21 protein-coding genes and 3 pseudogenes are annotated in these 24,816 nt (G+C 60.4%); 17 read left to right on the top strand and 7 right to left on the bottom strand.

Annotated features, from left to right (window positions below; genetic code table 11):
- Nucleotides 1-48: 48 nt before the first annotated feature.
- Complete coding sequence (locus AB4Z52_RS16395; protein WP_442218982.1) at nucleotides 49-1,065, bottom strand: polyprenyl synthetase family protein; 1,017 nt, start codon at nucleotides 1,063-1,065, stop codon at nucleotides 49-51.
- 108 nt (nucleotides 1,066-1,173) lie between these two features.
- On the opposite strand from AB4Z52_RS16395, the gene AB4Z52_RS16390 reads away from it, so the two are divergent.
- Together AB4Z52_RS16390 and AB4Z52_RS16385 are read left to right on the top strand one after the other, a co-directional pair.
- A complete protein-coding gene (locus tag AB4Z52_RS16390) occupies nucleotides 1,174-1,404 on the top strand; it encodes a putative signal transducing protein (RefSeq protein WP_442218981.1) in 231 nt (76 codons plus the stop codon).
- 9 nt (nucleotides 1,405-1,413) lie between these two features.
- A complete protein-coding gene (locus AB4Z52_RS16385) occupies nucleotides 1,414-2,187 on the top strand; it encodes a tRNA1(Val) (adenine(37)-N6)-methyltransferase (RefSeq protein ID WP_442218980.1) in 774 nt (257 codons plus the stop codon).
- Between the two features lie 17 nt (nucleotides 2,188-2,204).
- Here the strand turns inward: AB4Z52_RS16385 and AB4Z52_RS16380 are convergent.
- Nucleotides 2,205-2,490 (bottom strand): annotated as a pseudogene (locus AB4Z52_RS16380) (divalent metal cation transporter); the annotation flags it as partial.
- Between the two features lie 173 nt (nucleotides 2,491-2,663).
- On the opposite strand from AB4Z52_RS16380, the gene AB4Z52_RS16375 reads away from it, so the two are divergent.
- From AB4Z52_RS16375 to AB4Z52_RS16325, 11 genes and pseudogenes are all read left to right on the top strand, one after another.
- Nucleotides 2,664-3,524: a S49 family peptidase gene (locus AB4Z52_RS16375; RefSeq protein WP_442218979.1), complete on the top strand. Its 861-nt coding sequence runs from the start codon at nucleotides 2,664-2,666 to the stop codon at nucleotides 3,522-3,524.
- Nucleotides 3,525-3,540: 16 nt separating this feature from the next.
- Entirely contained in the window at nucleotides 3,541-3,732 is a 192-nt protein-coding gene (locus AB4Z52_RS16370) for a hypothetical protein (RefSeq protein WP_442218978.1), read from the top strand.
- Nucleotides 3,733-4,172: 440 nt separating this feature from the next.
- Nucleotides 4,173-5,135, top strand: a complete 963-nt coding sequence (locus AB4Z52_RS16365) for a glycine--tRNA ligase subunit alpha (RefSeq protein WP_442218977.1) — start codon at nucleotides 4,173-4,175, stop codon at nucleotides 5,133-5,135.
- Nucleotides 5,136-5,240: 105 nt separating this feature from the next.
- On the top strand, nucleotides 5,241-5,792 hold the full coding sequence (locus AB4Z52_RS16360) for a LemA family protein (protein WP_442218976.1): 552 nt from the start codon (nucleotides 5,241-5,243) through the stop codon (nucleotides 5,790-5,792).
- A gap of 144 nt (nucleotides 5,793-5,936) precedes the next feature.
- Nucleotides 5,937-7,199 (top strand): 3-phosphoshikimate 1-carboxyvinyltransferase, encoded by a 1,263-nt coding sequence (locus tag AB4Z52_RS16355; protein ID WP_442218975.1) that lies wholly within the window; start codon nucleotides 5,937-5,939, stop codon nucleotides 7,197-7,199.
- 95 nt (nucleotides 7,200-7,294) lie between these two features.
- Nucleotides 7,295-9,184: a DUF2207 domain-containing protein gene (locus AB4Z52_RS16350; RefSeq protein WP_442219031.1), complete on the top strand. Its 1,890-nt coding sequence runs from the start codon at nucleotides 7,295-7,297 to the stop codon at nucleotides 9,182-9,184.
- Between the two features lie 67 nt (nucleotides 9,185-9,251).
- Complete coding sequence (locus AB4Z52_RS16345) at nucleotides 9,252-9,536, top strand: type II toxin-antitoxin system RelE/ParE family toxin (RefSeq protein WP_442218974.1); 285 nt, start codon at nucleotides 9,252-9,254, stop codon at nucleotides 9,534-9,536.
- Between the two features lie 12 nt (nucleotides 9,537-9,548).
- Nucleotides 9,549-9,845 carry a HigA family addiction module antitoxin gene (locus tag AB4Z52_RS16340; protein ID WP_442218973.1) on the top strand — a complete coding sequence of 99 codons (297 nt, stop codon included), beginning with the start codon at nucleotides 9,549-9,551 and terminating at the stop codon, nucleotides 9,843-9,845.
- 106 nt (nucleotides 9,846-9,951) lie between these two features.
- The gene (gene glyS, locus AB4Z52_RS16335; protein ID WP_442218972.1) at nucleotides 9,952-12,195 is read left to right on the top strand and encodes a glycine--tRNA ligase subunit beta; all 2,244 of its coding nucleotides are present in this window, start codon (nucleotides 9,952-9,954) and stop codon (nucleotides 12,193-12,195) included.
- Between the two features lie 378 nt (nucleotides 12,196-12,573).
- A complete protein-coding gene (locus tag AB4Z52_RS16330) occupies nucleotides 12,574-12,891 on the top strand; it encodes a helix-turn-helix domain-containing transcriptional regulator (protein ID WP_442218971.1) in 318 nt (105 codons plus the stop codon).
- Nucleotides 12,892-12,893: 2 nt separating this feature from the next.
- Nucleotides 12,894-13,388: pseudogene (locus tag AB4Z52_RS16325) on the top strand (DUF523 domain-containing protein).
- 81 nt (nucleotides 13,389-13,469) lie between these two features.
- Here AB4Z52_RS16325 and AB4Z52_RS16320 read toward each other — a convergent pair.
- The gene (locus AB4Z52_RS16320) at nucleotides 13,470-15,302 is read right to left on the bottom strand and encodes a methyl-accepting chemotaxis protein (protein ID WP_442218970.1); all 1,833 of its coding nucleotides are present in this window, start codon (nucleotides 15,300-15,302) and stop codon (nucleotides 13,470-13,472) included.
- 329 nt (nucleotides 15,303-15,631) lie between these two features.
- On the opposite strand from AB4Z52_RS16320, the gene AB4Z52_RS16315 reads away from it, so the two are divergent.
- Nucleotides 15,632-16,534, top strand: coding sequence for an adenylate/guanylate cyclase domain-containing protein (locus AB4Z52_RS16315; protein ID WP_442218969.1), 903 nt, complete (start codon nucleotides 15,632-15,634; stop codon nucleotides 16,532-16,534).
- Nucleotides 16,535-16,591: 57 nt separating this feature from the next.
- Here AB4Z52_RS16315 and AB4Z52_RS16310 read toward each other — a convergent pair whose 3' ends face one another.
- The 4 genes from AB4Z52_RS16310 to purD all read right to left on the bottom strand — a co-directional run bounded on the left by AB4Z52_RS16310 (nucleotide 16,592) and on the right by purD (nucleotide 19,798).
- Nucleotides 16,592-16,951, bottom strand: coding sequence for a hypothetical protein (locus AB4Z52_RS16310; protein WP_442218968.1), 360 nt, complete (start codon nucleotides 16,949-16,951; stop codon nucleotides 16,592-16,594).
- A 237-nt stretch (nucleotides 16,952-17,188) separates the two neighbouring features.
- A complete protein-coding gene (locus AB4Z52_RS16305) occupies nucleotides 17,189-17,401 on the bottom strand; it encodes a hypothetical protein (RefSeq protein WP_442218967.1) in 213 nt (70 codons plus the stop codon).
- Between the two features lie 588 nt (nucleotides 17,402-17,989).
- Nucleotides 17,990-18,406, bottom strand: a complete 417-nt coding sequence (locus AB4Z52_RS16300) for a plant virulence effector HPE1-like domain-containing protein (RefSeq protein WP_442218966.1) — start codon at nucleotides 18,404-18,406, stop codon at nucleotides 17,990-17,992.
- Nucleotides 18,407-18,526: 120 nt separating this feature from the next.
- On the bottom strand, nucleotides 18,527-19,798 hold the full coding sequence (gene purD, locus AB4Z52_RS16295) for a phosphoribosylamine--glycine ligase (RefSeq protein ID WP_442218965.1): 1,272 nt from the start codon (nucleotides 19,796-19,798) through the stop codon (nucleotides 18,527-18,529).
- A 174-nt stretch (nucleotides 19,799-19,972) separates the two neighbouring features.
- On the opposite strand from purD, the pseudogene AB4Z52_RS16290 reads away from it, so the two are divergent.
- The 3 genes and pseudogenes from AB4Z52_RS16290 to AB4Z52_RS16280 all read left to right on the top strand — a co-directional run.
- Nucleotides 19,973-22,136: pseudogene (locus AB4Z52_RS16290) on the top strand (Tex family protein); the annotation flags it as partial.
- A gap of 289 nt (nucleotides 22,137-22,425) precedes the next feature.
- On the top strand, nucleotides 22,426-23,685 hold the full coding sequence (locus AB4Z52_RS16285; protein ID WP_442218964.1) for a class I SAM-dependent methyltransferase: 1,260 nt from the start codon (nucleotides 22,426-22,428) through the stop codon (nucleotides 23,683-23,685).
- Between the two features lie 351 nt (nucleotides 23,686-24,036).
- Nucleotides 24,037-24,789, top strand: coding sequence for a MipA/OmpV family protein (locus tag AB4Z52_RS16280; RefSeq protein WP_442218963.1), 753 nt, complete (start codon nucleotides 24,037-24,039; stop codon nucleotides 24,787-24,789).
- The last annotated feature ends 27 nt before the right edge of the window (nucleotides 24,790-24,816 follow it).

Genomic DNA, 24,816 nt, shown 5'->3' with positions numbered 1-24,816 from the left:
GGATGGCTTTTTTGAAGCGCTCCCGCAAGAAAATCAGCCCGCCTTGTATCAGTTAACGCGTTCGATGCAGAAATCGATCACTTCCAGAAGAGCCGATTTCCACGGCGTGTCAGGCAGCGGGGCGAGCGCGTCGCGGGCGATGGTGCCGTAGTGAACGGCGCGGCCGATGGTGTCGCTGAGCGCGCCATATTTGGTGATCAGGCCAAGCGCCTTTTCGAGATTGGCGTCGCTGCTGTTGCCGCCCTCGATGGCGTTGCGCCAGAAGGCGCGCTCGTCCTCGGTGCCGCGGCGATAGGACAGAATGACCGGAAGCGTGATCTTGCCCTCGCGGAAGTCGTCGCCGACATTCTTGCCGAGATCGGCGGCCTTGCCGCCGTAGTCCAGCGCGTCATCGACCAGCTGGAAGGCAAGCCCGAGATTGGTGCCGTAGGACTTCAGTGCGTTGCGATCCGCCTTGCTCGCATTGGCGACGATCGGCCCGACTTCGGCGGCGGCGGCAAACAGAGCTGCCGTCTTGGCGCGGATGACGGAGAGATAGTCGTCTTCCGTCGTCTCCATGTTCTTCGAGACCGAGAGCTGCAGCACTTCGCCTTCGGCGATGACACAGGCAGCCGACGACAGCACATCGAGCGCTTCCAACGAGCCGACCTCGACCATCATGCGGAAGGCCTGGCCAAGCAGGAAATCGCCGACCAGCACGCTTGCCTGGTTGCCCCAGATCATCCGCGCCGTTGAGCGCCCGCGGCGCAGGTCGCTTTCGTCGACCACATCGTCATGCAGGAGCGTGGCCGTGTGGAGGAATTCGACGCTGGTGGCGAGCCGGATGTGATTGTCGCCCTTGTAGCCGAACAGCAGCGAGGATGCGATCGTCAACATCGGCCGCAGACGCTTGCCGCCGGAAGAGATAAGATGCTCCGCCACTTCTGGAATCATCTGCACGTCGGAGCCGGCCTTCGAAAGGATCAACTGGTTGGCGCGTTCCATGTCCGCCTTGGTCAGATCCACCAACGGCTTGATGGATGCCAGTTTATTTTTGCTTTCTTCAAGCGGTATCACGACGCCCAACGATCCGGACTCCTGTTCATTTGCTGCAAACGACCATAAGAAGGGGCAGGTTGCCCGGCAAGGGGCGAATTGTCTCGTCGCGCAAAATTGACAGGAAACACAACGCTCATGCAAGAATTGATCCGCACAAACGATCCCGTAACACTCTCCTTTGCCGAAAGTCTGATGAAGGACGCCGGGATCCGCTGCATGATCGCCGACGAAGCGATGAGCATCCTCGAAGGCTCCCTCGGCATGCTGCCACGCCGCTTCATGGTCGAGGAAGACCGCGCAATTCAGGCGCGCCGTATTCTCATCGACGCCGGGCTCGGCGACGAGCTGCGTGCCACAAGGAGCTGAGCCTTAGTCATGAACGCCCCTGCTGAAACCGTCGATGCTTTCCACCGCGGCGCGTTTCACATTGTCCAGCCGAAGGGCAGGGGACATCGATCCGGCATGGACGCGATGCTGCTTGCCTCGCTCGTTGACGACCAACGCCCGGTCCGCGTCGCCGATCTTGGCGCCGGCGCCGGCGCTGCCGGGTTTGCCGTGGCGTCAAGGCTTAAGCGGGCGGAGGTCGTGTTGTTCGAGCGCTCGGTCGAAATGGCCAGCTTTGCGGCCAAGAGCCTTGCATTGCCTGAGAATGCTCGGCTTGCCGCCCGCGTCTCGGTGGCCGCGGCGGACGTGACACTCACCGGCAAGGCGCGCAACGATGCAGGGCTTGCGGACGACAGTTTTCACCATGTCATCATGAACCCTCCCTTCAACGACGGCAGCGACCGCCTGACGCCGGATGCGTTGAAGGCGGAAGCGCATGCAATGACGGAGGGCCTATTTGAAAGCTGGGTCAGGACAGCGGGCGCCATAATGATACCGGGCGGCCAGCTGTCGTTGATTGCCCGGCCACAGTCGATCGTCGAGATTGTCTCGGCCTGCGGCAGGCGTTTCGGCGGCATCGAGATCACCCCGATCCACCCGCGCCAGGGCGAAAATGCCGTGCGTATCCTTGTCACGGCGATAAAGGGCTCGCGAGCCCGATTGACGCTTCGGGCTCCGCTTGTCATGCACGAGGAGGGGACGCACAGGTTCGCAGCCTTCATCGACGACCTCAACAACGGTCGCGCTGCCTACGCCCGCAATTGAGCCGGGATCAGAAGAAATCCATGCCGGGCGCACAGTGCCTGCAGCACGATCGCCATCAGGTTCGACAGCAGGACGACGCTGAGCAGCGCGTAGCCGAACTTGGAACCGTCGGCGAGCGACGTCGCCCAGTTTCCGGGGTCCATGTAGCCGACCGCGACAAGATTGCTGGGTCCGAGGAAGGCGACCATGCGCTTCCACTTTGAACCACCCTTTGCGATATCGACTGAGCGATAGACGTTAGAGCGTGGCGTCTTCCCGCCCGCTCAGCCAGCCATCTATGGATTTGGGTCTTATAATGTCCATTAAAAATCTCCACGTTTCAATTGCAATCAAACTAGCAATTTAGAATGATAATGAAAGTTATTTGCAATAAGAAAAATCGATGCCGTCGCTTTTCGCCGTTCGGCCATTGCGTTTGCCGTTCCAAGGCATACATGCTCAGCTGAAACGAATTGAACGAGAACAAGGGTTTGACGATGACCGGACTGCTGAAGCGACTGATCCCGAAGCGATTTCGCAGGCAGGAAACGGTTATTCCCGTCGTCAGGTTGCATGGTGCCATCATGGCGGGTGGCAGCCAGTTCCGGCCGGCACTGAACCTTTCGGGCGTTGCCCAGGCGCTGGACAGGGCTTTTGCGATAAAGGACGCGCCGGCGGTGGCTATCTCGATCAATTCACCCGGCGGTTCCCCGGTGCAATCGAGGATGATCTATAATCGCATCCGCGATCTTGCCCGCGAAAAAGAGAAGAAGGTGCTGGTCTTCGTCGAGGACGTGGCGGCCTCGGGCGGCTACATGATTGCCCTTGCCGGCGACGAGATCATCGCCGACCCGACCTCCATCGTCGGCTCGATCGGCGTCGTTTCGGGCGGCTTCGGTTTTCCGGAGCTGCTGAAAAAGATCGGCATCGAACGCCGCGTCTATACCGCTGGCGAGAATAAGATGATCCTCGATCCCTTTCAGCCGGAAAGGGAAAAGGACATCGACTATCTAAAGAGTCTGCAGCTGGAGATCCACAAGATATTCATCGACATGGTGCTCGAGCGCCGTTCCGGACGCCTGAAAGCCGAGGACACGGTGTTCTCGGGCTTGTTCTGGACGGGCACGCGCGGGTTGGAACTCGGATTGATCGATGGCCTCGGGGATATGCGCCAGGAATTGAAGGCGCGCTATGGCGAAAAGACGAAGCTTGAGCTCGTCTCCACGCCGCGCAGCCTGTTCGGCAGGCGCGCCCCGGGCGTCACTCTTCCGGGCCTTGAGGGGATAGGCGCGAGCCTTGCATCCGGGCTTGCGGAAGTGGCCGAAGAAAAGGCATTATGGGGCCGTTACGGATTGTAGTTGGAACAGCCTTAGAATGCCGCAACTTATCTTCATCATCGTCATCGGCAGCGTTTGCTGGCTGATCTACAAGCGCTTCATCCAGGCGGCCCAGCGCCTCCAGCAAAAATCGCGCCGCCAGGAAAGCGAACGCCGCACCGGCGCGATCGGCACGCTCGTCAAGGACCCGGTGACGGGGGAATACCGCGTCAAGCGGGATGATGAGTGATGGGGTTGGACGAAGAGAAACGCCGACAGGCGCTGGAGAAAATTCGGCAATTCAAGCTGAAATTGCCGGAAGGCTTCATCGCGCCGCACTGCGAGCTCTGACCCGATCGAAGAGATTTTCATCCTTGGTTGAAATCCACGGATCCCGCGGCATTCCATCCGGCGTCTTATTTCATCGGCCATTCCGGCAAGAGGGCCTGCGAGAATGTCGCCATGCATTATCCTCGCGAGCCCGGCCTCGACGACGCTCGATACGGATGGAAATACACCTTCCTTGACCGTTTTTCCGCATAGCGGAGATAGTCTTCCTGAAGCGTGATCGTGGTCTTGACGTTCATCGCCATTCTCAATGGCGGTGGTGTTTCTACATACGTCACGTCTTGACCCTTGTCCCCTCCCATGGCACCTGTCGCGCTAATTTCGCGAATTCGGACCGAGCTCATGACTGCAGCAACTGTTTTCGACCACATGAACCCGAAGCGTTCCTTCCAGGCGCTGATCCTGACGCTGCATAACTATTGGGCGGACAAGGGCTGCGCGGTTCTCCAGCCCTACGACATGGAAGTCGGCGCCGGTACGTTCCATCCGGCGACGACCTTGCGTGCGCTTGGCCCCAAGCCTTGGAAAGCTGCCTATGTGCAGCCGTCGCGGCGTCCCTCAGACGGGCGCTACGGTGAAAACCCGAACCGTCTTCAGCACTATTATCAGTATCAGGTGATCCTGAAGCCCAACCCACCGAACCTGCAGGAGCTTTACCTCGGCTCGCTGGCCGCCATTGGCCTCGATCCGCTATTGCACGATATCCGCTTCGTCGAGGACGATTGGGAAAGCCCGACGCTCGGCGCCTGGGGTCTCGGCTGGGAATGCTGGTGCGACGGCATGGAAGTGTCGCAATTCACCTATTTCCAGCAGATCTGCGGCATCGAATGCGCACCCGTCGCCGGCGAATTGACCTATGGCCTGGAACGCCTCGCAATGTACGTGCAGGGTGTCGACAGCGTCTACGACCTCAATTTCAACGGCCGCGAGGGCGACGAGAAGATTTCCTACGGCGAGGTCTTCCTGCAGGCCGAACAGGAATATTCGCGGCACAATTTCGAATATGCCAACACGGAGATGCTGCACCGCCACTTCATCGACGCCGAGAAGGAATGCCAGGCGCTGCTTGCGGCCGGCGCCCCCGGCGATGGCGACAACCAGTTGTTGCACAAGTGCGTCTTCCCGGCTTATGACCAGTGCATTAAGGCCAGCCACGTCTTCAATCTGCTCGATGCCCGCGGCGTGATCTCTGTCACCGAGCGCCAGAGCTACATTCTGCGCGTCCGTACCCTTGCCAAGGCCTGCGGCGAGGCCTTCCTGCTGACCGATGCCGGCGGTTTGAACTGGAACAAGCACGCAGCCTGAGGCCATCGGCCCTCAACACCTCTTCACGGTTGAAATTGCGGGTGACAAATTCCTGCCGGCGACATAGTCTCCGGCGGAATTCATCGTCGTTGCGGGGGCTTAGCGATGTACATCATTCTCGCCATTGTTGTTCTGGCCGTTCTCTACGCCGTATTCGTCTATAACGGCCTGGTTCGCGCCCGGCAGATGGCGGAGGAAGCCTGGTCCGGCATCGACGTGCAGTTGAAGCGCCGCGCTGATGTCATCCCCAACCTGGTCGAGACCGTGAAGGGCTACGCCACCCACGAGAAGTCGACGCTCGAAGAGGTGATTGCCCTTCGCAACAAGGCCCAGTCAGTGCCGGCCGGCGACGTTGTTGCACGTGGCGCAGCCGAAGGCCTGCTCGGCCAGGCGCTCGGAAGAGTGCTGGCGCTGGCCGAAGCCTATCCCGACCTCAAGGCCAACCAGAATTTCGGCGAGCTGCAGTCTTCGATCGAGACCATGGAGAGCGAAATCCAGATGGCCAGGCGCTATTATAACGGCGCTGCCCGCGATCTGAACGTCAAGGTCGAAAGCTTCCCCTCCAATCTCGTCGCCGGGCAGTTCGGCTTTTCCAAGCGCGAATATTTCGAGATCACCAACGAGGCCGACCGCGCGGTTCCGACCGTCAAGTTCTGACGCCTAGCATGATCGTGGCCGACGCCTGCGTCGCACTTTTCGCGGGTCATGCTCTATCGCTGTAGTTTGGCACGCGATAAAGGAGGCGATCGCAGGCTGCTGGGCTGCGCCTGCTGTTCCTTTTGCTGATTGAAGAGATTGATCATGGGCAGAGCCAAACTGACGATTATCCCGCCCGGCAAGCCGCTGACCGGCCGTGCCATGCCGCCGGGATCGAAGTCGATCACCAACCGCGCGCTGTTGCTGGCCGGCCTTGCCAAAGGCGCCAGCCGCTTGACCGGCGCGCTGAAGAGCGACGACACCCGCTACATGGCCGAGGCCCTGCTCGCCATGGGTGTGACCATCGACGAGCCCGACGATACCACCTTCAACGTCAAGGGAACCGGCAAGTTGTTGGCCCCCAAGGCGCCGCTGTTTCTCGGCAATGCCGGAACCGCGACCCGCTTCCTGACTGCCGCTGCCGCTCTTGTCGACGGCAAGGTCGTGGTCGATGGCGATGCGCATATGCGCAAGCGCCCCATCGCGCCGCTGGTCGATGCGCTGCGCTCTCTCGGCATCGACGCCTCGACCGAGACCGGCTGCCCGCCGGTGACCATCAGGGGAACCGGCCGCTTCGAGGCAAGCCGTATCCAGATCGACGGCGGCCTTTCCAGCCAGTATGTTTCGGCGCTCCTGATGATGGCGGCCGGCAATGACAGGCCGATCGACGTGGAACTGCTCGGCGAGGACATCGGCGCGCTCGGCTATATTGATCTCACCACAGCCGCCATGCGGGCATTCGGTGCCAAGGTCGAGCGCACGAGCCCCGTCACCTGGCGGGTCGAACCAACAGGCTATAGCGCCACGGATTTCCTTATCGAGCCGGACGCGTCGGCGGCGACCTATCTCTGGGCGGCGGAAGTGTTGACCGGCGGCAAGATCGATCTCGGCACCCCGGCCACGGATTTCTCGCAGCCCGACGCCCGGGCCTATGAGATGATCGCGAAATTCCCGCATCTGCCCGCCATCATCGACGGGTCGCAGATGCAGGACGCGGTGCCGACGCTTGCCGTGCTTGCAGCCTTTAACGAGACACCAGTGCGGTTCGTCGGCATCGCCAACCTGCGTGTCAAGGAATGCGACCGGGTGAGGGCGCTATCGACGGGCCTCTCCCAGATTGCGCCGGGCCTTGCGACCGAAGAGGGCGACGACCTGATCGTCGCCTCCGATCCCACCCTTGCAGGCACCGGGGTCAGCGCCAATATCGATACCTTCGCAGACCATCGCATCGCCATGAGCTTTGCGCTGGCAGGCTTGAAGATCGCGGGCATTACAATTCTCGACCCCGACTGCGTCGCAAAGACCTTTCCGGCCTATTGGCAGGTGCTGGCCTCGCTCGGCGTCAAATATCAGGACGATGTGGGGTAGCCGCCGGAGGCTTTCGGGTAGGTTTGGCGGCGGATACGGTTTGGGGGAACGGTAGCGTGAAACGCATTGTCGCGAGATTTTGTCTTGCTCTGCTCATGGCCGCCTTTGCCCGTGGAGCCTTGGCCGAGGAGGTCATAACCTCCTTTCATCAGGCGATCGTGCTCGACCGCGACGGCTCGATGTCGGTCATCGAAACGATCAAGGCGAATTCCGAGGGCCGGGACATTCGCCATGGGATTTTTCGCGATTTCCCGCTGACGTTCCAGGACGCCGCCGGCCGCACTGCCACTGTCGATTTCAAGCTGCAGTCGGTCGAGCGGGACGGAGCAGTGGACCAATGGCGCACCGAACGCATTTCTGGCGGGACCCGCATCTATATTGGTTCAGCCGACTCCGTCCTGAGGCCCGGCCCGCATGTATTTCAACTGACCTACCGGACGGACCGGCAGATCCGCTATTTCCACGACTATGACGAGCTCCCCTGGAACGTCACCGGCAACGGCTGGCTGTTTCGCATCCTCGATGCGTCCGCCACCGTGACTTTGCCTGACGGCGTCAAGCAAGAAGGACTTGCCTATTCCACCGGCCGGCTCGGCGCCAGAGGAAAGGACGCCCGCGCGACGCAAACGGGAAGCGGGATCACGTTCGAAACGACGCTACCGCTCGGTCAGGGCGAGAACCTGACGATCAACATCAAGCTGCCCAAAGGCGCGATTGCCCCGCCAAGCGCGACGCAGGAAAAGCTGTGGTTTTTCAGGGACAATCTCGATCTGATCATCGCTTTCGGCGGCCTTCTTCTGGTGCTTGCCTACTATGTCCGCGCCTGGATCGGGGTTGGCCGCGATCCTGCTCGAGGCGTCATCGTTCCCCGCTGGGATGCGCCTGATGGCATCTCGCCGGCACTGGTCAACTATATCGACAACAGGGGTTTTTCCGGGCAGGGCTGGACGGCGCTCTCGGCAACGGCGCTCGATCTGGCGGTGAAGGGCTATGTCGTCCTCAAGGATCTTGACAAGAAGATTGTCATCAGCCCGGTCGAAAAGGCCCCGGCCACCAAATTTCAGGGCGGCGAGAAGGTGTTGATGGGTGAGCTCAGCACCTATGCACCCCTTGTTATCGACGCGGCAAATGGCGAGAAGGTGCAAAAGGTCGGCCAGAAGTTTCGCAATGCCATCGAGAGCGAGCATCGAGGCGAATATTACAACGCCAATACGATGTATGTCATCATCGGACTGCTGATCTCAGTCGCGTGCCTTGCCGCCATCGTTCTCTTCGGCGGCATGCACCAGGATGCCCTGCCGTTGATCATCGTGCCGGCCTTTCTGTCGATTTTCGGCACCGTGATTGCGGTATCGCTCGGCAGGGCCTTCCGCCGCCATGCGAACATCGCCTCGCGAATTCTATCGGTCCTCGTCTTTGGCTTCATGGGTTTCGTCGCAGTTTCCATTTTCGCCGGCGTCATCGCGGAGATGGCCTCGTCGGCCGAGACCAGCGCGCAATTGCCGCTAATGGTGGCGATCATCGGCATCTTCGCGGTCAATGTCGTGTTCTTCTTCCTCATGGGCGCGCCGACGGCGCTTGGCACCAGGATGATGGACGGGATAGACGGGCTTCGGCAATATCTGACGCTCGCCGAAAAAGACCGGATGAACATGCAAGGGGTGCCCAGCATGTCGCCGCAGCACTTCGAAACGCTGCTGCCATATGCCGTCGCGCTCGGAGTGGAAAAGCCCTGGTCGCGCGCCTTTGAGATGTGGCTTGCAGCGGCGGCTGCCGGTACTGCCGCCGGGGCATATGCGCCCGCTTGGTATATCGGCTCCTACAACAGCAATTTCTCCGACCGGATCGGCGGATTCTCATCCTCAATGGCCTCGACCATCGCCTCGACGATCCCCGCCCCCGTCTCCAGCTCCTCCTCCGGCTTCTCCGGCAGCGGCAGCTCATCCGGCAGCGGTGGAGGCGGCGGCGGCGGCGGGGGCTGGTAAGGACAGCGCAATCCGATACTTGACTGTGGTACGTATCACGATATGATACATTTCAGGAAAGCAAAGAATGGCAATCCGCTCCTTTAGGGATGCTTTGACATCCGCAGTGGCCAGCGGCGCAACACCGAAAGGCTTTCCTACAGACCTCGCCCGTGGGGCAATCCGCAAATTAACGATGATCGAATACGCCAAAGAGTTGGCCGACCTTCGCTCTCCGCCCAGAAATCATCTGGACGCTTTGAAGGGAAATCGTTCCGGCCGACACACGATCCGCATAAACGATCAGTGGCGCATAGGTTTCGTTTGGACGGACGCTTGCGCCGAAGAAGTTGAAATTGTTGACTATCACTGATGAGACAATGCTATGAACAGCATTCTGCTGCCGGTTCATCCCGGTGAAATTCTACGCGAGGAATACCTGGCTCCTCTTGGCCTCAGCGCCGGAGCCTTGGCCCGCAAGCTGAACGTTCCACGCACACGCATAGAACGGCTGGTTGCCGAGGATACTCCCGTCACCATCGACACCGCGTTGCGGCTCGCACGTTTCTTCGAAACGACACCGGAGTTCTGGATGAACATGCAGACTGGATATGATCTGAAGAGACAGGCAGTGGAGAAAAGGGCGGAGATCGAGGCGATACCGGTGCTTTATGTCGCCTAAACCCTCGCCTTCTCGAGCATAATTTAACCGATTGTGTTGATGACATTTACCGTTTGGCTTGCTAAGCCCGCGCAATCCCTTTGCCTCAACATGAATACGGTTTCATATGCCCGATCTCCTGCTTGAACTTCGCTCCGAGGAAATTCCAGCTCGTATGCAGCGCAAGGCTGCCGGCGATCTGAAGAAGCTGGTCACTGACGCGCTGGTAGAGGCAGGCCTGTCCTATGAAGGTGCGAGGGAATACTGGACGCCGCGGCGCCTGACGCTCGACATACGCGGATTGACGGCGCGCTCCGCCGATATCCGCGAGGAGCGCAAGGGGCCGCGCACCGACGCAAACGAAAAGGCGATCGAGGGCTTTTTGCGCGGCGCGGGCCTTGCCTCCGTTGCAGAGGCTGAGATCCAGAGCGATCCGAAGAAAGGTGAGTTCTACGTCGCGATCATCTCGCGTACCGGCCGTGCTGCCGAGGAGATCGTCGCGGACATCATGCCCGGCATCATTCGCGACTTCCCCTGGCCGAAGTCCATGCGCTGGGGGAGAGCCTCGGCCAGGCCTGGCTCGCTTCGCTGGGTGCGGCCGCTGCAGTCTATCGTTTGCCTGTTCGGCACCGAGCACGAGGAAACCTCGGTCATCCCGTTCGAGATCGACGGCATCGTCGCCGGCAATGTGACGTATGGCCACCGTTTCCACGCGCCGCAGGCCATCACCGTCAAGCGCTTCGACGACTATATCGCAAGCCTCGAAAGGGCCAAGGTCATCCTCGACGCCGAGCGCCGCAAGGAGATCATCGCCTCGGACGCAGCCAATCTGGCCTTCGCGAGCGGCCTGGAACTCGTCGAAGACCAAGCCCTGCTCGAGGAGGTCTCCGGCCTCGTCGAATGGCCACAGGTGCTGATGGGCTCCTTCGAGGAGGACTACCTGACGATCCCCGCGGAGATCATCCGGTTGACCATCAAGACCAACCAGAAATGTTTCGTCACGCGGCCGCAGACCGGCGAGACGCTCTCCAACAAGTTCGTCCTCGTCGCCAATATCGAGGCGAGCGATGGCGGCAAGGAAATCATCCACGGCAACGGCAAGGTCGTTCGTGCGCGCCTTTCGGATGCGCTGCATTTCTGGAAACGCGACCAGGGCAACCTGCCAGATCTTGAAACGCTCGAGGCCTCCGCCGCTAACTTCGATCTCGATCTGGGCAAGCCGCTGGACCAGCGGATGGCCAAGCTCGACGCGCTGAACGTCACCTTCCATGCCAAACTGGGAACGCAGGGCGAGCGGGTCTCCCGCATCCGTGCTTTGGCCGGCGAGCTTGCCAAGGTGACCGGTTCCGATCCGAAGCTCGTCGATCGCGCGGCCGTGCTGATCAAGGCCGACCTGCGCACCGAGGCCGTCGGCGAATTTCCGGAACTGCAGGGCCTGATGGGCCGCAAATATGCGGCACTTCAGGGCGAGCACGCATCGGTCGCCGCCGCCATCGAGGACCATTATAAACCCCAGGGCCCCTCCGACCGCGTCCCCGACGACAAGGTTGCCATCACAGTGGCGCTCGCCGACAAGCTCGACACATTGACCGGCTTCTGGGCAATCGACGAAAAGCCGACAGGCTCGAAAGATCCTTACGCGCTCAGGCGCGCGGCACTTGGCGTGGTCCGGATTTTGCTGGAGCGGAAGATCCGACTACCGCTTCTGGCGGTGATGAAAGATGCCGACCTCCTCGCATTCTTCCACGATCGCCTGAAAGTCTATCTCCGCGATCAGGGCGCCCGTTACGACCTGATCGATGCCGTGCTGGCGGCCCCCTCATCCGGCCCTTCGGGCCACCTTCTCCCCCGGGGAGAGAAGAGGGAGCAAGCCGCGCCCGCATCGTCCCCTTCTCCCCTTGGGGAGAAGGTGCCCAGCAGGGCGGATGAGGGGGGTCCTGGTCTGGCCAACGACGACCTGCTCATGGTCGCCCGCCGTGTCGAGGCCTTGACGGCGTTCATCACCTCCGAGGACGGCAAGAACCTGGCTGCCGGGACCAAGCGCGCCACCCAACTTCTGGCCGCCGAGGAGAAGAAGGGCACCGCCGTTGCCGACCAGGTCACGGAAAGCCTGCTCACCCTCGAAGCCGAAAAGCAGCTCTTCGCCGCCATCGTCAAGGCCTCGAAGGAAGCCGTCGATGCAAATGCAAGGGAAGACTTCCGTTTGGCCATGTCCGCCCTCTCGACACTGCGCGCGCCGGTTGACCGCTTCTTCACCGATGTCCTGGTCAACGACGAAAACCCCGAAATCCGCGCCAATCGCCTGGCGCTGCTGAAGCTCATCCGAGAAGCGACGGCCACCGTCGCCGATTTCTCGAAGATCGCCGGCTGACATTTCGATTGAGTGATCCGATCGCTTGCCAATGGTGACGTATATGTTTCTATCGGCGAGTGATAAGGGTTGTCGAATATCGGCACGGCGGCAGCCCATTTGCAACGTGGTTTTCCGCGTTTGAGGCGCGTGCGGCTTCCAGGGCGCGGGTTGCGCTGAACCGTATCGCCCAAGGCAACCTTTCAAATGTCAAAGGCGTCGCTGGCGGATAGCTCAAATATCGCATCGACTACGGTCCGGGCTACCGCATCTACTTAGGACGCGACGGCGACCAACTTGTAATCCTCTTGGTCGGCGGAACGAAAAAGCGACAACAGGCAGATATCGACGCGGCGCAAGAACGCTGGCGTGACTACAAGCTGAGAAAAGGAAGCTGATATGGCTCTGACCCGCGATTTTAGGAAAACGGTCAAAGCTCGTATCGCCGTTGACGCAACCTTTCGAGCCGCCTTGCTTTCAGAGGCCGTCGAGTTGCTGTTGTCGGGGGACGTTGAAACAGGAAAAAGCATTCTTGGTGATTTCATCAATGCGACCATCGGCTTCGAGGCTCTTGCTGAAAAAGTGCGAACTCCGCCGAAGAGTTTGATGCGGATGTTCAGCGTCAAAGGCAATCGGCGTGCCGACAATCTATTCAATGTCATCAGCCAGTTGCAGCAGTCGACCGGCGTGCACCTGGCTGTCGCCACTGCCGCCTAAGCATGGCTGAGAAAATCCTCGTCAGCGCCTGCCTCATGGGCCACGCCGTTCGCTAAGATGGCTGGGCGACGCTGCTGGTCCATCCGGTATTGGACCGTTGGCGCGAGGAGGGGCGGCTCGTGACAATCTGTCCAGAGATTTCGGCCGGAATGCCGGTTCCGCGTTTGCCGGCCGAAATCGAGCGCGGCAATGCGGGTGAGGACGTGCTCGCCGGCCGGGCGCGGGTGTTTGAAGTGTCGGGCGGCGATGTGACGCGAGCTTTCCTGGATGCTGCCGAAAATGCCTTGGCGCTGGCGCGGGCGACGGGCTGCGACTATGCGCTGTTGATCGACGGCAGCCCGTCCTGCGGCTCGGGCTTCATCTATGACGGCTCGTTCTCTGGTGCGCGCCAAATGGGCAACGGTGTGACAGCCGCGCGGCTGAAACAGGCTGGCATCGAGGTCTTTTCCGACAGAGATATCGACCGACTGGCCGAGCGACTGGCAGCCTCGGCCTGATTGCTTCTCGTTCTCTCGAAACGAAAAGCCGCCGGATTTCTCCGGCGGCCTCTGAGATCTTCGCTTGATCCGGTGTATGGATCACGCTGCGCGGCGGTTGTTGTTGCGCTGCTGCTGCTGTGGTGCCTGACGGCCGTCGCTGACGCGGAAGCCGCGGATGAGGTCCAAAAGGTCCTCGGTGTCGTTGGCGAGCGTCTCGGCCGATGCCGTGGTTTCCTCGGCCATGGCGGCGTTCTGCTGTGTCGCGGCGTCGAGCTGGTTCATCGAGGAGGAGATCGAGCGCAGTGTAGTGTCCTGTTCGGAAGCGCTGTGGGCGATCTTCGAAACGATCTCGTTGGCAGCCTTGATCTGGTCAGAGATGCGCTTCAGCGCCTCGCCCGTTTCGCCGACAAGGCGGACACCCTGGTTGACCTGGCCAGAAGAGCGGGCGATCTGGTCCTTGATCTCCTTGGCAGCCGCGGCTGAGCGCTGGGCCAGCTCGCGGACTTCCTGTGCGACGACTGCAAAGCCCTTGCCGCTTTCGCCGGCACGCGCCGCCTCGACGCCTGCATTCAGCGCCAAGAGGTTGGTCTGGAAGGCGATCTCATCGATGACGCCGATGATCTTGCCGATCTCATCGGACGATTTTTCGATGCCGCTCATGGCCTCGATTGCCTGGGCGACGACGGCATCGCTGCGTGAAGCCTCGGTGCTGACGGTGTGGACACGCTTGCTGGCTTCATGGGCGCCTTCCGCCGTCTGGCGAACCGCGACTGTCAGCTGGTCGAGAGCTGCCGAGGTTTCTTCGAGGCTGGCTGCTTGGCGCTCGGTGCGCTGCGATAATTCGCTGGAAGCGCGGCGGATTTCTTCCTTGGAAACGCCGATGTCGTTGCCCTTAGAATTGACGCGGCCCATCGCGGCTTCGAGATGGGAGAGCGCTTCGTTGAAATTGTTGCGCAGGCCCGCATAGCCGTTGCCGATATCGGCGCAGCGCACCGTCAGGTCGCCGTTGGCAAGCTGTTCCAGCGCATTGCCGATGGTGGCGACGACGCGGGCCTGAACCTTTGCCTCTTCCTGTTGCTGGTGCAGGTTCTGCTGGCGTTCGTTGCTGAGTTCCAGCTCCTGGGCAGCCTGGCGGTCGGAAAGGGCGTGGCGTTCGCGGATTTTTTCCTGCAGCGACTGGGTGGCCTTGGCCATCATGCCGATTTCATTGCGCATGCCGGTGTGGGGGATGGCAATCTTGACGTCCTCGTCGGCAACGGCCTTCAGCGCGCCATGCACCTCGGCAAGCGGCTTGGAGATGTTGCGGATGAAATAGATCGCGGCGGCAATACTGACGAGGAAGACCAGGCCGCAGATTATCAGCGCATTCCAGATCGTCTGGTTGATCTGGACCTGCAGGTCGTCCATGTAGACGCCGCAGCCGACGACGATCTGCCATGGCTGGAAGGCGGCCGAGTAGCTGCCCTTCAGGAAGAACTGGTCATTGGGCTGGCCTGGCTTATTCCAGTAATAGACCGTGCGGCCACCACCCTTGATTGCCTTTTCGACCATTTCCTTGCTGAAATAGGTGCCCGCCTTGTCTACCTGGGACGACATGTCCTTGCCGATGTTCACGGGGCTTGGATGAATACGCTGGATGACGTTGAAGTCGAAGCCGAATAGGTAGCCCGACGGCGCGAAGCTGACATGGGAAAGAACCTTGAAGGCTTCGGCCTGGGCCGCCTCATGGGTCATCTCACCAGCCTTTTCGCGCTGGTAGTAGCCATTGAGGACGGAAATCCCCGACTCCACCTGCGTGCGCAGCATTTCGAAGCGCTCATCATAGACAGAGTCGGCCTGGGATCGAATCTCGAAAAAGGTGGCGACGGCAAAGGCCGCCATGAGCACGCCGACAAGGGCGAACAGCTGATGGGCTATCTTCAAATTCTTCATAATGCCTCGCAACAGGAAACGGGTGGCCGATACCGAGGCGGTTTCCTACCGCCTGTGCGAGGGCCCGAACATTGATCGGACTCTTCTACCGCCGCTTAGATTTCATGCTGCTCTCGGTGTGCCAAATCTCGCTCTTTTCATATAATAAATATTTAATAAAAGCCGCGATATCGGCGATTTTCAGGGAAAGATTGAGGCGAAGTTCTTGAGTTGATTTCCCCTTCGCGCCGCCGACGGACTACCTTATAGATGGTGCCATTGCTTTTCACATTCCTCACAATCAGGCTGACCGCCTTCGCTGGCTGAACTTGAGGTAGGGTCGAGATATCATGAGCGAAACGCAGCGCAAACTGACGACGATTTTCTCTGCTGATGTCCAGGATTATACGCGCCTGATGGGGGCGGACGAGGAAGGCACGCTCGCAACGCTGAAGCGATATCGCGATGCCATGTCGCGCCTGATCGAGGCGCATGGCGGACGGGTGATCAATACCTGGGGCGACGGGGTGATCGCCGAGTTTCCAAGCGTGGTCGAGGCGGTGCGCAGCGCGGTGGATGTTCAGAACGAGCTCGCCGGTTTGAACGCGGCACGGCCGAGAGATGGGCGCATGCTGTTTCGGATCGGCATCAATCTCGGCGACGTCATCGTCGACGGCGACGATATCTACGGCGACGGCGTCAACATTGCCGCGCGGCTCCAGGCAACGGCCGCTGCCGGGGGCATCGTCATTTCCAACACCGTCTATGATCAGGTTCGCAACAAGGTGGCAGTCGGCTTCGATTTCCTCGGTCCGCTGACGGTGAAGAATGTCGCCGAGGCCGTGCCGAGCTATGCCGTGCGGATCGGCGAAGGCCCCAGCGCCTCCCCACAGCCGCTGGCAAATGAGCCGCGGGCAACTGTTTCAGACAGGTCCGGCAAGCGATGGGAGGCCGTTCCGCGCAAAAGCCTTGGTCTGTTTGCCGCGGTCGTCGTCGCCTTGATCGCCATCAACATCCTGTCGTGGAAAGGCGACTTCTGGGCGGCCTGGCCGCTCCTTGCCCTGGCCGTCGCAAGAGCGATGGCATGGGCGCGGAGCCAGAACATGATCGACGCGCGCATCGCAGTATTGACGGTCGCGGGTCTCGCCATCGCCAGCGTCAACCTCCTGAGCTGGCACGGAACCTTCTGGGCGATCTGGCCGCTTCTCGCCTTGGCTATCGCCGCCGGCGTTCGCTGGGTGAGCCGCAGTTGAGTGGTGATGGTTGCGTTGTCGGGGCGGGGCCCTCGGTCCACGGCTCGGATGCGGCAACTAATGCCCCTGAATGGCCCTGGCGAGACTCTTCGATGCCACATGCGTGCTTCTGTAGGTCAGGTATTCGTCGTAAGTGACCGTTCCCGAGACGTACGCCTTGAGCGTCCGTCGGCAAAACTGTTCTTTCACGGCAGGTTTGGGCACATGCATGAAAACCGAAAGCTTTTGCAAAGCCTCTTCTGTGATGGGCTGGCTCTTACAATTCTCAACCGTGCGGTTGTAGACCTCTGGGTCACTTAATTGATTCTTGTAATAGCCCCACTGCGCCTTCGACCAGGTGTAGGTGTGGTCCGTTTCAGCAGCTAAGACGGGAGTGGCGACGACGACCAGAAGGACAAGAATCGCAGAAAGCCTCACGTATACCTCCGATTGAAGAATTTGTTAGATTCTTCACTATTGGTTACAACCATAACTGTCAATTGGTGCGGTCGGCCATCCATGTCGCTTTTTGCAGCAAGATATTTTTGCTGCGGAGCCAAGCCAGGCCACAAGGTGGGCGTTGGCGACGTCGACCGAGCATTCGCTGCCGACGGCGAAGTGGCTAATTCTCCGTCCTTCTGCAAATGATGGATAAAGTCCGGAGCAAATAACGGTTCAATTGCGAAACTCGATTGCTTCAAGCCACCTCAGGCCCTCGGTGTTGACCGCACAGCAAAGCACGCGGCCCGCATAGCGGCCCCTCTCGATGCCTTGGGCAATCCACCAATCGCTTTGCCAATTCTCGTAGCCAAACAGCATGCCTCCGAGCCGCTCGAAGTGCTCGTTCCGGCCACCGGCGGCATCGGCAGCACCTTCTAACAGCTTCATTGCGGGTATTCGCCATTCCTCGCCTTTAAGCGTGTAGTAGACTGTCTAGAGCCCCAAGTAGCGATGTTTGACCTGATCTCGGAGGGGCTCGATGACGACTTCCTTGTGGAATTTCCCACTCCGGGTGTAAAGCCAACAGCGAACCAGCTGTTGATGGCATCGACATCTTGCTGCTCCCGGAAGTATGTCCAGTCCAGTCCAGTTCAGGATCGGCAGACCCATCCGGTTCAAGAATGGCTCGCAGTTCGTTCAAATCTTCAACTCGGAATTTTGCCTGCAAAATCGGGCAATACCCGTTGAGATCGACGGCTTCCAAAACAAACCAGTAGTGATTGACAGAGCTATTCATCGACGGATCTTAACTGAGGCGAGCCAATGGAAGGTTACCAACAACGAGCGCGTGAATTTCTCAAAAAAAGCGACGATTGGGACCGGCTGGTGAAATCCCATAGCGGATTTGTGCCAACTCCGATCCCCCAAGACGCAAATGCGCCCCTGCTTCTCTTCAGGGGCGCATTGGTTCGTCTCATCGACGAACCCCCGTCGACCGAAACCTTGGTCGGGTGGGGCGGGGAACTTTGAGGGTCTTTACTGGCGCAGTTCGAAGCCGGAGACATCGAGCGGCTTCGGGGTTGGCGTCAGGGCGGCCGTCGCGGTTGCATCGATGCCGTCGCTCGGCATGTTGGCGGCGGCAAGTGCTTCGGGCGTTGCCTTTGTGACGAAGACGACTGGCGAACCGCCGAGCCATGCCTCGGTGCGAACCACCTTCTGCTCGCCGTTGATGGTGCGAACCACCATCGTCTGCGTGCCGATTTTCAGTTCTGGAACGATATACTGCTTCTTCACCAGCGCGACGCCTTGCGGGGCCGGGCAGTCCGTGCAGCTTTTGGACACAATACTGAGGCTGCTCTTGCCGGCTGGCTGGCTTTCCATCGGTTGAATGGAGGAAGCCATGGCGGACCCGCAAGTGAGTGCGAATGCTGCAGTCAGGATGATGTGGCGCATGAACTTTGCTCCGTCTCTCGATGTTGAGTTGACGATAGCGGTCCTTCGTTTCCATCCCGTCAGAGGAATAGGTAAGAATTTAGCGAAACCGGCGTTTTGAGACAGAAAACCGGCCGCTTTTTACGGTTTTTCGCGGGCAATCGCCTGCCATCCGATGTCCCGACGACAAAACCCGTTGTCCCAGCGCACCTGGTCCACAAGCTGATAGGCCCGTTTCTGCGCCTCGCCGACGTTTTTTCCGGTCGCGGTGACATTGAGAACGCGCCCGCCCGTCGCAACGAGTGCGCCATCCTTCAGCGCTGTGCCGGCATGAAACACCTTGGCGTCTTCGGTGTCTGCCGGCAGGAATACGATCGGCGTGGTTTTGGCATAGGTGCCGGGATAGCCTTTCGATGCCAGCACGACGGTCAGCGCGACGTCGTCGCTCCATTCGGCCTTTGCATTGTCGAGCCTACCTTTGGCGCAGGCGAGAAGCAGCGGCAGCAGGTCGCTCTTCAGCCGCATCATCATCACCTGGCATTCCGGATCACCAAAACGGACATTGTATTCGATCAGTTCCGGCCCCTTGGCGGTGATCATCAGCCCGGCGAAGAAAACGCCGGAGAAGGGGTGGCCGCTTTCCGCCATGCCGCGCATGGTCGGCTCGATGATCTCCTTCATCGTGCGCTCGACCATTTCAGCCGTCATGACCGGCGCTGGCGAATAGGCGCCCATGCCGCCGGTGTTTGGCCCGGTATCGCCGTCGCCGACGCGCTTATGGTCCTGGGCCGTTGCCAGCGCCAGTGCGTGGGTTCCGTCGCTGAGGCAGAAGAAGCTCGCCTCCTCGCCGTCGAGATAGGCCTCGATCACCACTTCGGCGCCGGCCTGCCCGAACGCGCCTTCGAAACAGTCATCGACGGCGGCGATCGCCTCTTCGACGGTCATCGCAACCGTGACACCCTTGCCGGCAGCAAGTCCGTCCGCCTTGACGACGATCGGCGCGCCTTGAGCGCGAATATAGGCCTTGGCCTTCGGCGCGTTGTTGAAGCGCTCGTAGGCGCCGGTCGGTATGCCATAGCGGGCGCAGATGTCCTTGGTAAAGCCCTTGGACCCCTCGAGCTGGGCAGCTGCTGCCGACGGCCCGAAGACGGCGATGCCATCGGCGCGCAGTCGGTCGGCAAGGCCGGCCACCAGCGGCGCCTCCGGTCCGACGACGACGAAGTCGATGGCCTTGTCGCGGCAGACGGCGGCAACGGCGTCCTGGTCTTCCGTATTCACGTCAATCAGCGTAGCGTGCTCGGCGATGCCGGGATTGCCGGGGGCCGCATAGAATTCGGACAGGAGCGGCGATTGCGACAGCTTCCAGGCCAGAGCATGTTCGCGTCCGCCGGATCCGATCAACAGGACTTTCATGGATTGACCCTTCTTCGCATCACTTATCGCGCCATGTCTGGCGGTTAAGCGGGGCGGTGGGAAAGGTCAAGGGCAAATCCTGTGGAGGCTTGCCGCTCATGCCACCTGCACTCATTGCCTTGCCTTTTTGTCCGGCTATGGTCCAGCCACATTGAATGAAATGAAGAGAATCCCATGGCCGCAGATATCCGCTCCCTCTCCACGATCATTTCCGCCGAGATCAATGCGCGGCCGAACCAGGTCGTCTCGGCGATCGAGCTTCTCGATGAAGGCTCCACGGTGCCCTTCATCGCGCGCTACCGCAAGGAGGTGACCGGGGGATTGGACGACACCCAGCTACGTACACTTGCTGAAAGGCTGGTCTACCTGCGCGAACTCGAAATCCGTCGCGCCTCGATCGTCGACAGCATTTCAGGCCAGGGCAAGATGACCGACGAACTGATGGCAAGGATTGCCGGTGTCGTCACCAAGGCCGAGCTCGAGGATCTCTATCTGCCCTTCAAGCAGAAGCGTCGCACCCGCGCTGAGATCGCCCGCGAACGAGGCCTTGGCCCGCTTGCCGAGGCTATTCTCACTGATCGCGCCAGGGAACCGGCAGCGCTTGCGGAAGCCTATATCACCGCCGATGTGCCTGACGTGAAGACGGCGCTCGAGGGGGCACGCGACATCATCGGCGAGGGGATCGCCGAAAATGCCGACCTCATCGGCAAGCTCAGGACCTACATGAAGCAGAACGCCGCCTTGCGTGCCAAGCTCGTGGACGGCAAGCAGGAGGCCGGCGCCAAGTTTTCCGACTATTTCGATCAGACCGAGCGCTGGGCAACCGTGCCCGGCCATCGCGCGCTTGCGATGTTGCGCGGCTGGAACGAGGAATTCCTGACGCTGGCGATCGAGGTGGACACCGATATCGCCTCGCCCATGAAGCCGGTCGAGCGGATGATCGCCACTGCCTATGAGATCGGCAGCCAGAAGCCGGGCGACCGCTGGCTGATGGATGTCGCCAGCTGGACCTGGCGCGTCAAGCTCTCGCTGTCCCTGTCGCTCGACCTGATGCGCGATCTGCGCGAGCGGGCGGAGGAGGAAGCGATTCGCGTTTTCGCGCGCAATCTGAAGGATCTGCTTTTGGCAGCACCCGCCGGCTCCCGCGCCACCATGGGCCTCGATCCCGGTATCCGCACGGGCGTCAAGGTGGCGATCGTCGATGCGACCGGCAAGCTGCTCGAGACGACGACGGTCTATCCGTTTCCGCCGAAGAACGACGTGCGCGGCGCGCAGGCAACGCTTGCCGCCCTCATCCGCAAGCACAAGGTCGAACTGATCTCGATCGGCAACGGCACTGGCAGCCGCGAGACGGAAAAGCTTGTCGCCGATATGCTGGCCGAGCTTCCCGCCCCGAAGCCGACCAAGGTCATCGTCTCGGAAGCCGGAGCCTCCATCTATTCGGCGTCGGAGACCGCAGCGGCGGAATTCCCCGGCCTTGACGTATCCCTGCGCGGTGCCGTTTCCATCGCCCGGCGCCTGCAGGACCCACTTGCCGAACTCGTGAAAATTGAGCCCAAATCGATCGGCGTCGGCCAATATCAGCACGACGTCGACCAGCAGAAGCTGTCGCGGTCGCTCGATGCCGTGGTTGAGGACGCCGTCAACGCCGTCGGTGTCGATCTCAATACCGCGTCGATCCCGCTGCTTGCCCGCGTCTCCGGCCTTGGTCCCTCGATCGCCGATGCCATTGTGCGTTACCGCGACGATGCCGGTCGTTTCGAGACCCGCCGCGATCTTTTGAAGGTCGCGCGGCTCGGCCAGCGCACATTCGAGCAATGCGCCGGCTTCTTGAGGATCACCGGGGGCAAGGAACCGCTCGATGCCTCGTCGGTGCATCCGGAAGCCTATGGCGTAGCCAAGAAGATCGTCGCCGCCTGCGGTCGCGACCTTCGCACCCTGATGGGCGACAGCGCCAGCCTGAAGGCGATCGATCCGCGCGCATTCGTCGACGAAAGGTTTGGGCTTCCGACCGTCCGCGACATCATTGCTGAGCTGGAAAAGCCCGGCCGCGACCCGCGCCCGAGCTTCAAGACGGCGGCCTTTGCCGACGGCATCAACGAGATCGTCGACCTCAAGCCCGGGATGATGCTGGAAGGAACGGTCACCAACGTCGCGGCTTTCGGCGCTTTCGTCGACATAGGCGTCCATCAGGACGGTTTGGTCCATGTGTCGCAATTGGCCGACCGCTTCGTCAAGGACCCGCATGAGGTGGTGAAAGCCGGCGATGTGGTGAAGGTCCGTGTCGTTGAGATCGATGCCAAGCGCAAACGAATAGCCTTGTCGATGCGCAAGGACGGCGGCGTCGAGGCTTTGCCTGCCTCCCTAGGAGAGCGAGCAGCAAGCCCCGCGGCCAATACGGCTCCCCGGCGCGAAAGCCAGCCGAAGGCCAGCTCCCAGGGAAGCTTCGGCGCGGCGCTGGCCGACGCCCTCAAGCGAAAATAAATACTTAGCATTGTGAGTGCAAGAATGTCACACTCTGGCAAACTTGTTGCCGGAGTGCCAATTGGTACCATTCCGTAAGCTTGCCAGCAGGCAAGGAGACGCTAAATTCATCTAACTGTCATGTCATAACATGCGAGGCGTCCATGGCGTCGTCACTCTTCTCGATCGTCAAGAAAATCATCCGAACCGGTACTCTGAAGCTCACTCTTGCGTCCGGCGAGACCTATATCCTCGGTGACGGCTCGGGGCCGATGGTAGCTGCAAGGTGTGCCGACAAGGAGGCGGAGGAGGCGATCGGCCGCGATCCGACCCTGAAGCTCGGCGAAATGTATATGGACGGACGGTTTATCCTCGAGGAAGGCGATATCTACGATTTCCTCTCTTTGGTGAAACGCAACACCACCAACGAAATCTTCGATGTCCGTATGGCCGCGCTACTGATGGGCCGCATCGCCATACAGCAGATCAAGAGCCGTCTTCCGATCAATCGCAACAAGCGCAATGTCGCGCATCACTACGACCTGTCCGCCAAGCTCTTCGACCTTTTCCTCGACGACGACTGGCAATATTCCTGCGCCTATTTCGTGCCGCCGGGCATCAGCCTCGACGAGGCGCAACTGGCCAAGAAGCGCCATATTGCCGCAAAGTTGCAGGTCGAGCCCGGGCATAGCGTGCTGGAGATCGGCTCCGGCTGGGGCGGCATGGGCCTGTATCTGGCCGAATCTGCGGAAGCGGTCGATTTCACCGGCATTACCCTTAGCGAAGAGCAGCTGAAGATCTCGCGCGAACGCGCTGCCAAGCGCGGCCTTTCCGACCGTGTCCGTTTCGAGCTACAGGATTACCGCTACATGACCGGCCGAAAGTTCGACCGCATCGTCTCGGTCGGCATGTTCGAGCATGTGGGCATCGGCAACTACGACAAGTTCTTCCGCAAGGTCGCCGAACTGCTGGATGACAACGGCGTCATGGTGCTGCATTCGATCGGCCGGCCAAAGCCGAGCTTTGCGACCAACGCCTTCATCGAGAAGTACATTTTTCCCGGCGGCTATATTCCCTCGGTTGGCGAAACGCTGCCGCCGCTCGAAAAGGCCGGCCTCCTCGTCAAGGACGTGGAGATCCTGCCGATGCATTATGCCCACACGCTACGCCACTGGCGGCAGCGTTTCGTCGCGCGCAAGGCGGAAGCGGTCGCGCTCTACGACGAACGCTTTTTCCGCATGTGGGAATTCTATTTGGCCGGCTCCGAAATGGGCTTCCGCTGGGATGAACTGTTCGTTTTCCAGATCCAGATCGCAAAGAACCAGTTCGCCGTTCCCGACAATCGAAACTACATCGAGGAGCGGGAAGCCAAGCTTAGGCAATTCGAAGCGACCAGGACGCCGCTTGAGAAGATACTTTTCTGACGGGGCAGCATTTGCCTTTCGCACGCAAACGCCGGCCTCAGGGACCGGCGTTTGCAATTGAGCGGGATTGAAGCTGTCCGTCTCTGCAACAAACCGCAATATTACGCCTAGGATTTGCAAAACATTGGCCGTATTCTTAATCGTTTATTGTTGATTTCCGAACATTTTGAGCCTCTGTCCAGATCGTCCGCCACAGGGTTAGCAAATCGCTTAAGCCTCTGGGCGGCCATCGGATTGCGGCAGGCGCCATTGTTCATGGTAGCTCCTTTGTATTGCGTTCGTGGGGTAATATCCGTGTTTTCGAAGTCTTCTTCATTCTTGTCCCTCGGTCTCCTCCTGGCGTCCGCGACGATGGTCAGCGCCCAGCAGGCCCATTCGTGGTGGTCGGGCGACTGGTACCTAAGCGTCGGAGCAGCCGGTTTTTCCGCGCCGAAATTCGAGGGCTCCAAGCATGACAAGCTGCAATTCGCCCCTCTGATCTCCTTCGGCAAGCAGGGCGCCGGCCCGCGCTTTACCTCGCGCAACGACAGTGCGTCCTTTTCGCTGCTCGACACCGGCGCCATCCGGGCCGGTATCGTCGGCAAATTTGTGCCGAGCCGGGATTCCGGTGACGGCAGCGAACTCAAGGGCCTGAAGGACGTCAAATGGGGCGCAGAAGTCGGCGGTTTCGTCGAGGTCTATCCGACCGACTGGCTGCGCGCCCGCGCGGAACTGCGCCAGGGTATCCGCGCCCATAACGGTCTGGTCGCCGATACTGCCATCGATGCGTTCACCGATGTCGCCCCGAACTTGCGTCTCTCAGGCGGCCCCCGCGCCAGCTGGGCGACAAGCGATTATTTCGATACCTATTATGGTGTCGACAGCGTTGAAGCGGCGGCAAGCGGGCTCAAGCGCTACAATCCCGGCGGCGGCTTCAAGTCCGTCGGCGTCGGCGGGGCGCTCACCTGGCAGGCGACGCAGAACTTCAGCACCAGTTCGTTCATCGAATATAGCCGCCTGCAGGGACCTGCTGCCGCCAGCAGCCTTGTCAAGCAGCGCGGTGATCGCAACCAGCTGGTGATCGGCGTCTCGGCCACATACAAGTTCGATTTCACGCTGAACTGACAGGTACGCGAACTTGGCGCGGCGCGG

The sequence above is a fragment of the Rhizobium sp. 2YAF20 genome (assembly GCF_052114685.1).
In the GTDB taxonomy this organism is placed as follows: Bacteria; Pseudomonadota; Alphaproteobacteria; order Rhizobiales; family Rhizobiaceae; genus Rhizobium.
Note: the sequence above shows the minus strand (reverse complement) of the source record. Positions and strands in the feature narration are given on the sequence as shown.